Here is a 13,555-nt window from a genome sequence, read left to right on the forward strand (position 1 = left end):
TCCGACCCACGCTAGTCCAGGCGCACGAGGGCGCGCCGTGGACCGTATCGCGGCGCCGCCTCGGACAACCCTCCCTGGAATGGGATCCCCACCCGACCCTCGATGAAGCGAGCCCGGTCCATGTTCATCCGTATTCACACCCCCGTCCTGATCGCCCTGTGCCTGTCCGCCCCGACCCTCCTCGGCTGCGCCGTGGAGTCTGAGGATGCGCTCCTCGACGAGCGCTCGGGCAACTACCCGCCCTTGCCCGCCGAGGGCACGCCCTTGGCCTACGCCATGCTGCGCGTGGCCAATGAGCTCGACTTCGACACCCTCGACATCGACGTGGCCCTCGACAAGCGCGCGGCGACCAGCATCGTCGAGTACCGCGCGGGTCAGGACGAGCTCCTCGGCACCGCCGACGACCAGTTCCTGCCCGACCTCGCCGAGCTCGACGGCCTGTACTGGCTCGGCCCGGCCAACCTGTGGAAGATCCAAAACTACGCGCTGCTCAGCGGCTACGTCGCCGATCCGCTGCCCGCCCCGAGCTGCGAGCCCGAGCTCGAGGACGCCGTGTCCGCTTGCCTGCGCCACCTCGAGGACGCCGCGGCCCCGATCCAGAGCCAGCTCCAGGGGGAGTACGGCTGGGGCCCCTACAAGGCCGACTTGCTGCCCAGCTGCCTCACGGCCAGCGACCCGGCCTTCCCCTCGGCGGACTACTTCGCCGACGCCGGCGCGGTCGCCTACCTCGAGCCCATGCTCGGCTACCAGAGCCTGATGTGCGAGCTGAGCAGCGAGCCGATCTGTGCCCTCGGGGTCGCCGGCGTCGCGGAGCGCAGCCGCCCGGAGTGCGCCGGCTTCTTCGCCCCGGACCTGGCCGTGGCCGAGCTCGCCGTCGACCCGGCGGATCAGGCCGACTGGGACGCTCAGATCGCGGCCCTCGAGACGGCCTGCAACGGCGAGTGCGGCTACTGGGTCCGCGCCTACGACTACGCCCCGGGCATGGCCCCGACCCTGCTCGGCGACGTCATGCAGGCGGTGATCCCCGAGGCGCCCTTCGCCTACTACGGGCCGTGGCTCAGCCGCGAGCCCAGCGACCAGCTGCCGGCGGTCTCCGCCGGTGCGCAGGCGCTGCTCGACGATGTCCTCGCGGATCTGGGGCTGACGGGCGAGGCCTACGACGTGGCCCGGGCCGCCGACGAGATTCCCTGCCCGAACTGCCACCAGTTCCTCGACAGCTACGTGCTGCTGCTGCGCGACGCGGGCGTGGTGATCGTCCTCGACGTCGAGACCTTCTGGGACTCCTGAGCCTTCGGCTCGACGCAGACAGGGGGCTCCTCGCTTCGGCGGGGAGCCTCCCCTTCGAGTATGGTGGATGGCCCGCTGGATAGAGTCGACAAACCCTGGTGAACCGCGTCAGGTTACTGAGAGCCCATGTGGGGGTTATCGTCAGTCTCGGTCTGATCGCGGCACTTGGCCATTGTACAGGTACGGACTCCACCTTCGAGACACCGGCAGGAGTTGCAGTCCTCCCTCCACGTTGTTCCGACCTCGCCTTCTTCACAGACGCGAAGTCCCTGCCCCCGTAGTAGCTCCCGCATTTTCGAGCGCTCTGCCTTCTTCCGCGCGCTCACCTCGCCCTCTGCCGTGTCGGAGTACACTTGCATCAGCGATGTGATCGCGTCAGCGGGTGGTGGGAGACACCCGGTCGACAGTGCTGCTAGCAGCAGCATGACCATGGCTTTTTGTGTCATGGATTAATCTCGACAATCACAAATGATCCAGAGTCGAAGTGAACTCCTTCGGTGATGTGTACTTCTCGACCGGCAACCACTTTGAGGTAGTCGCCCGATCCGACGTAGGTGTCACTCATCAGGATGTGAGCAGTGTCCTCATCGGTGTCCCCGTCATGGGGGAGGACATGTGCTGTTGGATCAAAGATGTCGTCGGGTAGGAGGTCGTTGATGGAATTCCAACCCGTGAAATTGTCTTGGGAAGGTGTCGATGGGTCGGTGCAGGTAGTGGGAGGCCACGCCCCAACACGATTGGTGTAAAGCCCAAACATTAATCCATCCGGAGTGAATCTGCCGAGCGTTGTTCACGGTCGTCCACATCGAGTCAGGGAGAGAAACTGAAACACGCAGTGGGGAAGGCGAGATTACGCCGTCGTCTAGAGCGTTTGATGAGCATGGTGCCGGCGAGGCTAGCGCATGCTCGCACCAGGCTGGGAGCGGTGTATTTGTTGAAAAGACTGGCTCAGGCTGTCACGACGGCTCGAGCCCGGGCTGATGAAGGAGGTTGGGGTCAGGCTCACGCAGGTTGGGCGGCCCCGAGCTCTTGGGGCGTCGGGAGGCCGTGCATGGCCAGGGCTTGCCGGGCCCACGCGTAGCCCTCGGCCACGCTGGCGTGCATGGGCACGCGCAGGTCCGGGTCGACCCAGCTCATCGCCGTCATCGCGCCGCGCACGAGCGGGTTGGTCACGACCATGGAGCTGCTGGCGATCACCCGCGACAGCAGCCCGCGCAGCTCGTCGGTGCGGGTGGTGATGAAGCGTCGGACCTCGGCGGGCGGCCGCCCGGCTTTCTCCGTGCGGGTGAGCAGGATGCAGCGCTCGCCCTTGGCGTCGAGGGCCTCGATGATCGCCCGGTGCTTGGCGAAGTACTGCTCCATCACCGGCAGGCTCGGGGTCCCGCGCCAGATCGCAACGAGGAGGGGGAGCTGGCGAGCGTCGATGGAGACGTAGCAGCTGTCGTCGGAGAATTCGTAGAGCGCGTCCATGCGTCCAGGCTCGGGGGCGGGGCCATCGAGGGGCGCAGCGTCCGTGCTGCGCACCTCTTCGAGCTTCTTGGCACGATCGGAGTCGTGTGTCCTTTGGGGCAGGCTCAGCCCCGCTTTGGGCCCGCGCAGACCCCTGCATTCACGGCGAGCGTTGGGCATGCGCGATCGCCGAAGCTTCGCTGGAGGAGCAAGACGTGGCGGTCACCTCGAGCGCGCGCGGGTCGGCGGATGCGCGGTAGGCTGCCGCGTATGGCTGGTTTGTCTCCCTCGTTTTCGCTCTCGATCCCCGTGGCTCTGATCTGCGCCGTCGCGCTCTCGACGGGCTGCACCGACGACGTCAGCGACGAGGGGGCCGACGACGAGATCGGGAGCGAGGAGGAGTCGAGCGACGACACGGGCGCGGACACGGAGACCAACTCGAGCGGGGTCACGGAGACCGACGCGGACACGGAGACCGACACGGGCGAGGAGGCCTGGGACGGGACCTGGCCGAGCGTCGACTGCGATCCCCTGGTCCCCGATTACTGCGCCTTCCCCTTCCCGAGCAACGTCTACACCGTGGCCGAGCCCGACAGCGAGACGGGCCTGCGCGTGGAGCTGCCCGAGGTCGCCGTGCCCATGAGCATGGGCGGCGGGGTCACGGACGTGGCGCCCTTCAACACCCGCGACGGCTTCTCCCCGGGCATCCACCTCGCGGTCTATCTGCCAGGGGCGACGACCGAGGGCCTGCCCACGCCCGACAGCATCGATCTCTCGCTGACCGAGGCCTCGCCCACGGTGCTCATCGACGCCGAGACCGGCGAGTGGGTCCCGCACTGGTCCGAGCTCGACCAGAGCACCCCAGACGACGATCGCCGCGCCTTCCTGATCCGCCCGGCGGTGCGCCTCGAGGACGGGCGGCGCTACATCGCGGCGATCCGCGGGGTCGTCGACGCCGACGCCAGCGTGCTCGCGCCGAGCGAGGCCTTCGCCGCCCTGCGCGACGAGCTGCCCAGCGACGAGCCCAGCGTCGAGGCCCGCCGCCCGCTCTACGGGGACATCTTCGCCCGCCTCGAGGACGCCGGGGTCCCGCGCGCGGACCTACAGCTGGCGTGGGACTTCACCACCGCCAGCGAGGCCGACAACGCCTCGTGGCTGCTGCACATGCGCGACGAGGCCCTGGCCAGCGTCGGCCCCGAGGGCCCGGCCTACACCCTCACCGAGGTCATCCCCGACTGGGCCCCGGGCATCGCCTACCACGTCGTCGGCGAGATGGAGGTGCCGCTCTACCTCGACATCCCCGGGCCCGGCGGCGTCATCTTGCTCGGCGACGACGGCCTGCCCGAGCCCGACGGCACGACCACCTACCCCTTCACGCTGATCATCCCCGAGTCGGCCGCCGACGAGCCCGCGCCGCTGATGCAGTTCGGCCACGGCCTGTTCGGCGACTACACCGGCGTCGACGTGACCGCGCCCATCGTCGCCGAGATCAACATGGTCAGCTTCGGCGTGTCGTGGATCGGCATGTCCAGCGAGGACCCGGCCGAGCTCGCCGCGGCGCTCGGCGGCGGCGACCTCTCGGGCTTCCAGACCCTCCCCTCGCGCCTGCTCCAGTCCCACGTCAACGCCCTGCTGGCCATGCGCATGATGCAGGGCGCGCTCAAGGACGACCCCGCCATCGCCCTCAACGGCCAGAGCCCCATCAACCCCGACGAGCGCTACTACTTCGGCGGCAGCCTCGGCGGGATCATGGGCTCGGTCTACATGTCGATCACCGAGGACGTCGAGCGCGGCGGCCTGGGGGTGCCCGGCCAGTCCTTCAACCTCCTGCTCAGCCGCAGCGTGCTGTTCGAGCCCTTCTTCGACGTCCTGACCTTCAACTACGCCGACCCCCTCGACATCCCCCTGTTCCTGTCGGCGGCCATGCTGCTGTGGGACCGGGCCGAGCCCACCGGCGTCACCACCGGCCTCCGCGACGGCCGCTTCGCCAACGGCTTCACCCACGAGGTGCTGATCCAAGGCGCCATGGGCGACCACCAGGTCTCGAACTTCGGCACCCACTTGATGGCGCGGACCATCGGCGCGCCCCCCCACGAGGCCTCGGGCGAGCTGTTTTGGGGCATGGAGCCCGTCGCCGACGGCTACGAAGGCTCGGCCACGATGATGCACGACTTTGGCCTGCCGCCCATCCCCCTGGAGAACGTCCCGATGACCGAGGGCAGCGATCCGCACAGCGCGATCTGGTCGATGATGGGCGGGGAGGGCGTGTCGATGCTCGACACCTTCCTGCGCACCGGACAAGTCATCAGCGACTGCGACGGCACCTGCGACCCGGCCTAACCCCGAAGACCCGAAGTCCCACCCGGACTTCAAGCCCCACCCGGACTTCGGGCCGAACACCATCGCCCGCCCGAGTCGGAGCCAACAACCTCCGCACCACGACGGGCACAACAGGGGCAAGGGGGTCGGCTCCCCCAGCGCGAGGAGCCGCCCAAGCCCTCGCCGAAGCCGAGCTCCACATCAACCTTCAAACGCTCGAGATCAGCACAACCCACGCAGTCAGGCGACAGCGGGGGATCCGACCCCCTTGACCCGTGCCCGCTCCCCGTCAGCGCCGAGACCCCCACCAAACCCCAAGAAAGCCCCGAACACGCGCCACTAAGGCACGAACAGCTGCTCCCCCACACCGCTCTCGACATCCACCGCGAAGTACCCCGCCTCCCCACAGCTACCAAAGTCCTCCTTGTGATAGAGGACGCGGTTGCGCAACGAGTCAAAGGCCAAGTCGTCGACGCAGCGCATCTCCACCCCGTCGATGGGCCCGCCCCCATAGAGCAGGCTCTGCGAGTGGTCCGCGAGGGTCAGCCGCAAGGTCGCGTAGGGAGCGTAGACGTTGCCCTCGGTGGACAGGGTGACGAACACGCGCTCGTGGTCGGGGTCGAGGAGCAGGCGCTGGTCGTAGTTGTCGAGCTCGACGGCGACGCCCTCCCAGTCCGCGCTCAGCTGGAGCTCGAGGGCCGCCTCGTCGAAGACGTGGTTGAGCGCGAGCAGGTCGCCGTGGAGCATGAGCAGGAGCACGACCTGTGGGTCGCGGGGGTCCTCGACCATGGCGCGCGCGGGCGCGTCCCCCATCATGCCTTGCATGTCGCACTCCTCCCAGTCGCAGTACTCGTTGAACAGGTACTGGGACTTGTAGAACGCGAAGTCGTGGACGGTGACGCTGTAGAGGTCGTAGTCGCAGGCGTTGGGGTCGCAGTCGGCGTAGATGCTGCGCAGGTAGGTGTTCGTCGAGTCGACGATCGGATCCTCGTAGGTTCGGTCGTCACCGCAGTCGTCGCAGCAATTTTGATAGTTCTCCGAGATCGGCGTGACGGAGCCGTCTTCGAGGTCGATGGCCACGTACTCCTCCCACCAGCAGTAGAGCAGGTTCTCGTTGAACGAGCCGTGGGAGACGAAGGCGAAGGCGTGGGCGAGGTTGCCGTCGAGGGCGAAGCTGTCGATCCACACGTTGTGGTCCTCGGGCCACGGCCAGGCGGCGACGAGGTCTTGGGTCTCGCCGGTCTCCATGTCGACGCCGAACAGCATGTCGCCGTCGTCGGAGACGCGGATCCAGCGATCGGCGAGTTGGTCGAAGCCGTCCTGGGGCGGGAAGAACTCCGGGGGGTCGAGGGGGTCGAGGCCTCCCGTGTCGCCGCCGGTGTCTCCGTCTTCGCTGCTCTCCTCTTCCTCGGAGGAGGAGGAATCCTCGGTAGAGGTCGAGTCCTCTTCGGAGGTCGAATCTTCGGAGGAGGAGTCCTCTTCGGAGGTCGAATCTTCGGTAGAGGTCGAATCTTCGGAGGAAGTCGAGTCTTCGGAGGAAGTCGAGTCTTCGGAGGAAGTCGAGTCTTCGGAGGTCGATCCGTCTGCGTCCGTCGTCGACCCCGCACCTCCCTCGTCCGCGCCCTCCGAGCCGCTGTCGTCGGCGCCTTCGTCCGTCGTTGGACCCGCATCAGGCACGCATCCATTGGCGAGAACGGCACTCAGAGCCAGCGCTGTGATCCCCCTCGTCGACCGTCCGGCTCGCGCCCGGTGGGTGTGCGTCTCGGGCTCGGGGGTCGCGGGAGTGTTCAGCATGCCGAGTCTTCGGAGTGACACGGCAACCGCTTGCGGTCAACGCGCGGTTTTGGCCAGGATCCCGTCGACGTCGACGGCGCTCAAGGCGTCGGTGCAGGCGGAGGCGGGGAGGGCTGGGGCGGTTGAGGCTCGGGCCCGTCGCCCTGGCGGACCACGCTGCGGACCTTGCCGTAGTCCAGGGTGATCAGCTGGTCCGCGCAGTGGAAGTAGCGGTCGTCGTGGCTGACGGCGATCACCGTCTTGCCCCGCGCGACCAGGCTGGGCACGAGCTCTTCGTAGAAGTACTGGCGGAACTCCGGGTCCTGGTCGGCGGCCCACTCGTCGAAGGCGCAGATCGGGCGGTCCTCGAGCAGCGCGACGATCATCGCCAGGCGCTTGCGCTGGCCCGTGGACAGGGCCCGGTTGGTGAAGCGCTGGTTCTCGAAGTTGGTCTTGGCGCTGAGCTGCATCTGGTCGAGCAAGCGCGCGGCCTGCTGGGGGTCGGCGTCGAGCAGGCCGTAGAGCTTCGTGAACAGGTGGAAGTCGGTGAAGATCACCGAGAGCATCTCGCGGTAGGCCGCGACGTTGCCCTTGCCCACGCGCACGCCGTCGACGATGAGCTGGCCAGCGGCGGCGGGGTAGAGGCCGGTCAGCGCCTTGAACAGCGTCGACTTGCCGCTGCCGTTGCCGCCGACGAGGAAGACGACCTCGCCCGCGCGGACGCTCAGGTCGAGGGGGCCGACGCGAAAGCCCGGCTCGTCGCTGTCGGGGTACTTGAACTCGAGGCCGCGGACCTCGAGGCGCTCGAACACCTGCCCGGGGCGCTCGTAGTCCTGCACGGGCCAGGGCCGCTGGATGGCCTCGCCGAAGGCGTCCTCGCTGGCGATGGCGTCGAGCTTGCCCTCGAGGGTCGCGATCTGTTCGAGGGCGACGTTGGAGCGCAGGTAGGCCGGGAGCCCGCCCGCGATGCCGGCGATGGGGTTCCAGGCGAACAGCACCGTGGCCGTCAGCGCGCCGATGGTCGCCGGGGTGAACTCGAGGTACTGGGGCAGGATCATGGTCAGCACGCACAGCAGCGTGAACAGGACCACGTTGGTGAAGATGTAGTTGTCGTCGAAGAGCACGTGGGTGCGCACGGTCAGGTCGCGCAGGGTCTTGGTCCCGTGCACGACCTCGCCGACGACCTCGTCGCTGCGCTTGGCGCTGAACTTGGTCTCGCGGAAGCCCTGGACCAGATCGGTGAGCGCGTCGAAGAACACCAGGCGCTGGGCCGAGGCCTCCTGCAGGCCGTCGAGGATGACCTTGCGCTTGTTCCAAAACAGCGCCATGCCCGAGCCGATCAGCAGGGCGACGAACACGAAGCCCTCGGGGCTCAGCCACAGCACGTAGAGCGAGGCCGCGGCGAGCACGAGCACGGACATCATCAAGTTGGCGATCTGCCCGGCCGAGTCCGAGATCATCCCGATGTTCTCGGTGATGCGGTCGTAGATCTCGGACCGGCCCATGTTCTCGAGGCCGTAGGCCTCGGCGCGCTCGAGCTTGCGGGTGATCCGGTTTTTGATCCGCAGCAGCGCGTCCTCGACGATCGCCGTGGTCCGGTGGTGGGTCTGGCGGGCGCTGATGACATAGAGCAGCCCGGCGACGACGAACATCGCGAGCAGGCGGAAGTCGACGGTCTCGCTGTGCTCGGCGGCGTGGTTGGCCAGGCCCAGGAGCATCGCATTGGACACGCCGGCGAGGGTCGCGGCCGCGAACACGGTGGTGACCCGCGCCCCGGCCTCTTCCTTGATCATGTCGACGATGGTCATGCTGGTCGCGTGGTGGGGCTAGGGTAGCGGGATCCTGGGCGGCGATCACCTCGCTCGGCTTGCGGGCGGGGGCCCTCGGCAGGCATGCTGCTCTCCCGTGTCCGCGCCCTCGCCCCGCCCCGCCGCGTCCGCGGGCCCTCCCTCGAGCAGCCCGGTGGCGCCGTGAGCCGGCGGTGGCCGAGCTTCGTCGCGGGCTTCCCCGGGGCGCGCAAGCGGACGCCGACGCAGCAGGCCGCCCGCGACGTGGTCGGCTTCGTGCTGGCCGTGGCGACCCTCGTGGCCCTGTTCTACTCGGGCTGGAAGCTGATCTTCTCGCCCAACCAGTACCCCCTGGCGCACCCCATGGGCGAGACCGACATGGTCGAGGCCAGCTTCCCCGAGCGCTGCGGGGAGGCGCGCCCGCGGCCCTTCGTGATTCGCGTGGTCTACGGCCCGGACCTGGCCGAGTGGATCGAGCCGGCGGCGACCCGCTACATGCACGACTGCCCCAACTCGCAGATCAAGCTGCGGGCGATGAGGGACATCGACGCGGTCCGGGCCATCGCGGCCGGCGAGATCGAGCCGACGCTGTGGATCCCCCGGGACCGCTCCATGCTGACCTTGCTGGAGGCGCGCTGGACCCGGGGCGAGGCCCTGGCCGTCGACGACGGGCCCGCGCTGGTCCGCACGCCGATGGTCATGCTGATGTGGAAGGACCGCCTCGACGCCCTCGACGCGGCCTTGCCCGCAGGCCTGCGGGGGCGAGGGGGCTGGAGCGGCAGCGTGTGCGCCGGCATCCCCACCGAGCCGCGGGGCCTCCACCCCGACCCGGGAGAGGGCAAGCTCGAGCGCGACGCGATGGTGCCCATCTCCTGGGCGGAGCTGCGCCACGAGCCCAGGCTCGCCGGCTGGGGGCACGTGCGGGTCGACCACGCCTCGCCGAGCGACTCGTCCGTGGGCCTGCTCGGGCTGACCCTCGTCGCCCGCGACTACGCCCAGTCCCGCGGCCACAGCCTCGAGGACCTCGAAGACTTCGATCGCCTCGGCGCGGACTTCCAGCGCTGGCTCGAGCGCTGCGAGGCCGGCCTGCCCCAGCCCAAGGCCACCGGCCGCCTGCTGACCGAGACCATGTTCAACCTCGGCGACCCCGGGCAGAGCAGCAACGGCTCCGACGGGGTCATCAGCACGGAGCAGCTCGCGTTCTCGGTTTTGACCCGCATCGACGCCCACGAGGCCGGGGTCGAGGCCGTGCGCATCGTCTACCCCGACGACACCGCGCAGCTCGATCACCCCGCGCTGTTTTTGGCCCTCGGCGAGCACGACGAGGGGGCGGTGGCCCAGCGCTTCGTCGACGTGCTGTTGGGGGAGGAGCAGCAGGCCCGGGCCCTCGAGCTCGGCTTTCGGCCCGCGAACCCCGAGGTCGAGCTGCGCAGCTACGACGCCGGCCCCAACCCCTTCCTGCGCCTGCGCCGGCACGGGGTCCAGCTCGAGCTCGACATCGCCGAGACCCTGGGGGAGGTCATCGAGGACGAGGTCCTCGCCGTGGTCATGGCGCGCTGGCAGGACGCGACCGGGCGCGAGTAGCTCCGCGCTCCGAGCGACGGCCGGCCTCGCGCTTGCGAGCGCGCGCTTCGAGCTCGGAGCTTGATCCCGCGCCCTGGGTCGCTCACCCCCTGACCGGATCGAGTGGATGTCGTCGGGACGGATCGCGGCGCGGCGGTCATGGCCGGGGCATGAAGCAGAAAACCCGTGTCAAAGCCGGAATGAAGAAGATCTACGTCGGGAACCTGCCGTAGCGATCGATCCGGGCCAAACCCGCAGGCCCGGCCCCTCGAGGGGGTCGGGCCTGTCGAATTGATTTGCCCAAGCTCAGCTCGGGGCCGCCGACCAAAACTCGATCATCGGCCCCGGCCGGATGCAGCAGTCGCGCTCGCCCTCGACCGCGACCATCTCCCCGTCGAGGGTGAAGCCCTCGCGGATCCGAAAGCGCAGCTCCTCGACGTTGGCCCGGGCGACCAGGGCGTACTCGGCCTCGAGCTCGCGCTGATCCCCGCGGGCGAACAGCAACGGAAAGGAATGGCGGAAGCACTGCGCCGGGGCCATGCCGTTGCCCGAGAAGTGGAAGCGCTCGGGGGCGACGGCCTCGGGGGGCAGGGGGCGAAAGCCCATGGTGGTCTGGGCCAGGGTCCCGACGATCAGCGAGTGCAGCCGGTGCTGGCTGGCCGGCGCGGCGAGGGGCTGGCCGTCGACGACCATGGCCAGATCGTGGCGGGCGAACACGGGCTGCTCGCTGGCCCGCGGGTGCAGGCTCTGGGCGAAGGTCTGGGCCATGGTCACGGCCGCGTCGGCGACGGTCGGGTGATCGCGGCGGCTGTAGTAGGAGTCGAGCACGCGGTAGCCGACGCCCCAGGCGAACATGAACCCGTAGATGGGCTCGTGGCCGTCGACGCGGATGTCGAGGGAGGGGAGCAGGGTCCGGCGCAGGCGGGTGGGGTCGGGCAGGCGGGAGAGCGTGAGCTCGGGGCTCTCGGAGAAGCCGAGGTACTCGGCGAGCACGTTGATGGTGCCGGCGGCCACGGGCAGGATGACCGGGCGCGGCGCGTCGGGGCCGAGGCTGTTGATCATCGCGCTGAGCCCCCGGGCGATGGTCCCGTCGCCGCCGTAGAAGCACACGGTCTGCGAGCGGTCGACGGGCAGGCGCTCGAACAGCGCGGTGAGCTCGTCGAGGTTGGCGGTCAGGTGCAGGCGCGGGTTGAGCTCGCCCGCGTCCGCGCCCTGTCGACGCAGGAGCCGACGGACGCTGCCGGCGTTGGGGTTGAGCACCAGGAACAGGCTCGGAGACTCGCGCAGGTGGCGGTCGAGGGTCTGAGTCAGCGCTTGCATGGCGACGCCTCCCTCCGCCTACCATCTCCGGGGCCTTCGCGCGATGGACAGGCAGGTGCCATTGGCGCAAAAGTCCGATGAGAACGGCGTTCGCAGCGCTTCTCAGGGCAGATCGTCGGTCGGAGCCTCGGGCAGGACCTCGAGCGGGCCGTCGTCGGGGAGGGCGTCGCTGGGCCCGTCATCCGCGCGCTGCTGCGACGCGTCGGGGCCCTCGGGGGCGTCGCCGAGGCTGAACAGCAGCGGGGTCTGGCCGCCGCCCTGGCCGAGCACGACGACCTTGGCGTTGGGCGACTTGGCCAGCTCGCGGGTGGCCTCGATGTCGCGCCAGCGCAGCAGCGCCGGAGAGATTTCGCTGACGATGCTGTTGTAGTCGCGGATGCCGGCGGCCTCGATGCGCTTGCGCTCGGCCTCTTGCTCTTCGCGGGCGATGCGGTGGATGTACTCGAGCTTGAGCTGCTCTTGGCGGTACTTGTCGGCGATCGCCGCCTTGACGATCTCCGGCAGGTTGATGTCCATGAGCTTGATCTCCTGGACGTCGATGTAGCCGAGCTCGGGGGTGGACGAGACGGGCTCGCCGAGCAGCTCCCCGGGCAGCTCGCCCGTGAGGTCTTGCATGGCCTCGCGGACCTCGACGCCGACCCCTCCCGCGCCGGCATCGTCCGCGTCGTCCTCGTCGATGCGGGTGATCATCGGGATGTTGCGCAGCTCCTGGAGCACGTCCTTGCTGCTCGAGTAGATCTCGTGGGCGGGGCGGTTGCCGAAGGTCCGGCGCACGTGGGCCTCGACCTCGGGCTTGATCAGCCGCTCGAAGTAGTTGGGCCCGATGTCCTGGTGGAGCAGGCCCAGCTGGTTGCGGTGCGGCCGGTAGCGGACCGAGACCACGACCTCGAGGTCGAGGCCCTCGTCGCTGAGCACGCTAAAGCGCAGGGTCTTTTGCTGCAGCCGGCTCTCGTAGACCGTCAGCGTGTCCCAGGGCGGGATGACGTGGAAGCCCTCGCCCCAGATCCGGTCGGTGACCGTGCCGGCCTCGAAGTAGCGGTACATGACCGCGTGGTGACCGGCGGGCACGGTGATGAACATCCGCGGCCACAAAAAGCCCAGGCCCAGGAGGACCACGAGCAGGAAGGTGTAGACGTAAAAGCGGAGGGTCAGGAACAGCTCGTAGACCGTCTCGCGCGCGCTCTTGCGCTCGACCTCCGGCTGCTCGTCGGGGCTCAGGGGCTGCTCGTCCATGGGGCGCGCTCCGCTGCTTCTAGCTGGTTCGGGGCGGGCGGTAGGGCTTGGGCCCAGACAGCCACGCGGCCACGAAGCCGCCGATGGGGGTCAGGAAGATGGACACCAGGATCGTCAGCCAAAAGCCGAGCCGGCGGGTGCTGCCGACCAGCCCGGCGCCGACGATCGCGAGCACCGGCAGGGCGATGGCGACGAGGCTCATGGCGTCGGGGTGACCTCGATCTCGGGCTCGCTGCTGGCGGCCGCCTTGGCCTGCTTGGGATCGAGCTTGGACACGGTCTCCTTGGCCCTCTCGAACTCGGTCTTGAAGAACTCGCGCATCGCCTTGGGGTCGAAGTCGAGGATGGTGCCGCCCGACTCGAAGTGCATGATGAAGGCCCGGCCGACGGCGTGGGTCAGGGCGCCCGAGACCACGGGCACGCTGGCCGCCGAGAGGGCGTAGCCGACCACGGGCACGAACTTGAGCATGCTGGCGCCGATGGCCCCGCCGAGGCCGACCCCGCCCATCCCGACGAGCAGGGAGGTGACCGCCTTCTTGGCGATGCCCTCGGTGAACTCGAGGCCGTAGAGGTCGCTGAGCTCCTTGAGCAGCTTGACCTGCACGCCGGTGATCGCCACGAGGTCGAACATCGGCAGGGGCAGGATGCCCGCGCTGAAGGCCCACAGCACGTTGCGGTGCACGATGGCCTCGGCCTTGAGCAGGCGGGACTCTCGATCGCCCGAGCCCTGGGACGGCGCGCTGGCTCCGTTGGTCTCGGCGCCGGTGGACGCATCGCTGGTGTTGTCGGTGTCAGACTGGGTCGCCATCGCGTCGCTCACCTTCG

10 protein-coding genes are annotated in these 13,555 nt (G+C 69.0%); 3 read left to right on the forward strand and 7 right to left on the reverse strand.

What is annotated here, in order from left to right:
* Positions 1–120 precede the first annotated feature (120 nt).
* Positions 121–1,287, forward strand: coding sequence for a hypothetical protein (locus PPSIR1_RS18550; RefSeq protein ID WP_006972652.1), 1,167 nt, complete (start codon positions 121–123; stop codon positions 1,285–1,287).
* A gap of 1,002 nt (positions 1,288–2,289) precedes the next feature.
* Here PPSIR1_RS18550 and PPSIR1_RS18555 read toward each other — a convergent pair.
* A complete protein-coding gene (locus PPSIR1_RS18555; RefSeq protein WP_198154544.1) occupies positions 2,290–2,916 on the reverse strand; it encodes a hypothetical protein in 627 nt (208 codons plus the stop codon).
* A gap of 90 nt (positions 2,917–3,006) precedes the next feature.
* Between PPSIR1_RS18555 and PPSIR1_RS18560 the strand changes: the two genes are divergently transcribed.
* On the forward strand, positions 3,007–5,076 hold the full coding sequence (locus PPSIR1_RS18560) for a hypothetical protein (RefSeq protein WP_232296506.1): 2,070 nt from the start codon (positions 3,007–3,009) through the stop codon (positions 5,074–5,076).
* A 318-nt stretch (positions 5,077–5,394) separates the two neighbouring features.
* On the opposite strand, the gene PPSIR1_RS18565 is transcribed toward PPSIR1_RS18560, so the two are convergent.
* On the reverse strand, positions 5,395–6,732 hold the full coding sequence (locus PPSIR1_RS18565) for a hypothetical protein (protein WP_006972656.1): 1,338 nt from the start codon (positions 6,730–6,732) through the stop codon (positions 5,395–5,397).
* A 197-nt stretch (positions 6,733–6,929) separates the two neighbouring features.
* Positions 6,930–8,636 (reverse strand): cyclic peptide export ABC transporter, encoded by a 1,707-nt coding sequence (locus tag PPSIR1_RS18570; RefSeq protein ID WP_006972657.1) that lies wholly within the window; start codon positions 8,634–8,636, stop codon positions 6,930–6,932.
* A gap of 84 nt (positions 8,637–8,720) precedes the next feature.
* Here PPSIR1_RS18570 and PPSIR1_RS18575 point away from each other — a divergent pair, with 84 nt between their 5' ends.
* A complete protein-coding gene (locus tag PPSIR1_RS18575) occupies positions 8,721–10,199 on the forward strand; it encodes a substrate-binding domain-containing protein (RefSeq protein WP_006972658.1) in 1,479 nt (492 codons plus the stop codon).
* 285 nt (positions 10,200–10,484) lie between these two features.
* Here PPSIR1_RS18575 and PPSIR1_RS18580 read toward each other — a convergent pair whose 3' ends face one another.
* The 4 genes from PPSIR1_RS18580 to PPSIR1_RS18595 form a co-directional block, all read right to left on the reverse strand.
* Positions 10,485–11,498, reverse strand: a complete 1,014-nt coding sequence (locus PPSIR1_RS18580; protein WP_006972659.1) for a diacylglycerol kinase family protein — start codon at positions 11,496–11,498, stop codon at positions 10,485–10,487.
* 102 nt (positions 11,499–11,600) lie between these two features.
* Positions 11,601–12,731 carry a prohibitin family protein gene (locus PPSIR1_RS18585; RefSeq protein ID WP_006972660.1) on the reverse strand — a complete coding sequence of 377 codons (1,131 nt, stop codon included), beginning with the start codon at positions 12,729–12,731 and terminating at the stop codon, positions 11,601–11,603.
* Positions 12,732–12,750: 19 nt separating this feature from the next.
* The gene (locus PPSIR1_RS18590; RefSeq protein ID WP_006972661.1) at positions 12,751–12,933 is read right to left on the reverse strand and encodes a hypothetical protein; all 183 of its coding nucleotides are present in this window, start codon (positions 12,931–12,933) and stop codon (positions 12,751–12,753) included.
* Positions 12,930–13,538: a YcjF family protein gene (locus PPSIR1_RS18595; protein ID WP_157595701.1), complete on the reverse strand. Its 609-nt coding sequence runs from the start codon at positions 13,536–13,538 to the stop codon at positions 12,930–12,932. Before PPSIR1_RS18595 ends, PPSIR1_RS18590 begins: the two co-directional genes overlap by 4 nt.
* Positions 13,539–13,555 lie beyond the last annotated feature (17 nt).

Source organism: Plesiocystis pacifica SIR-1, assembly GCF_000170895.1.
Classification (GTDB): Bacteria; Myxococcota_A; Polyangia; order Nannocystales; family Nannocystaceae; genus Plesiocystis; species Plesiocystis pacifica.

Bases quoted from the DNA above. Each gene is read 5' to 3' on its own strand.
- PPSIR1_RS18560 (WP_232296506.1), top strand. From the start codon at position 3,007: ATGGCTGGTTTGTCTCCCTCGTTTTCGCTCTCGATCCCCGTGGCTCTG.
- PPSIR1_RS18550 (WP_006972652.1), top strand. From the start codon at position 121: ATGTTCATCCGTATTCACACCCCCGTCCTGATCGCCCTGTGCCTGTCC.
- PPSIR1_RS18590 (WP_006972661.1), bottom strand. From the start codon at position 12,933: ATGAGCCTCGTCGCCATCGCCCTGCCGGTGCTCGCGATCGTCGGCGCC.
- PPSIR1_RS18575 (WP_006972658.1), top strand. From the start codon at position 8,721: ATGCTGCTCTCCCGTGTCCGCGCCCTCGCCCCGCCCCGCCGCGTCCGC.
- PPSIR1_RS18555 (WP_198154544.1), bottom strand. From the start codon at position 2,916: ATGCCCAACGCTCGCCGTGAATGCAGGGGTCTGCGCGGGCCCAAAGCG.
- PPSIR1_RS18580 (WP_006972659.1), bottom strand. From the start codon at position 11,498: ATGCAAGCGCTGACTCAGACCCTCGACCGCCACCTGCGCGAGTCTCCG.
- PPSIR1_RS18585 (WP_006972660.1), bottom strand. From the start codon at position 12,731: ATGGACGAGCAGCCCCTGAGCCCCGACGAGCAGCCGGAGGTCGAGCGC.
- PPSIR1_RS18595 (WP_157595701.1), bottom strand. From the start codon at position 13,538: ATGGCGACCCAGTCTGACACCGACAACACCAGCGATGCGTCCACCGGC.
- PPSIR1_RS18570 (WP_006972657.1), bottom strand. From the start codon at position 8,636: ATGACCATCGTCGACATGATCAAGGAAGAGGCCGGGGCGCGGGTCACC.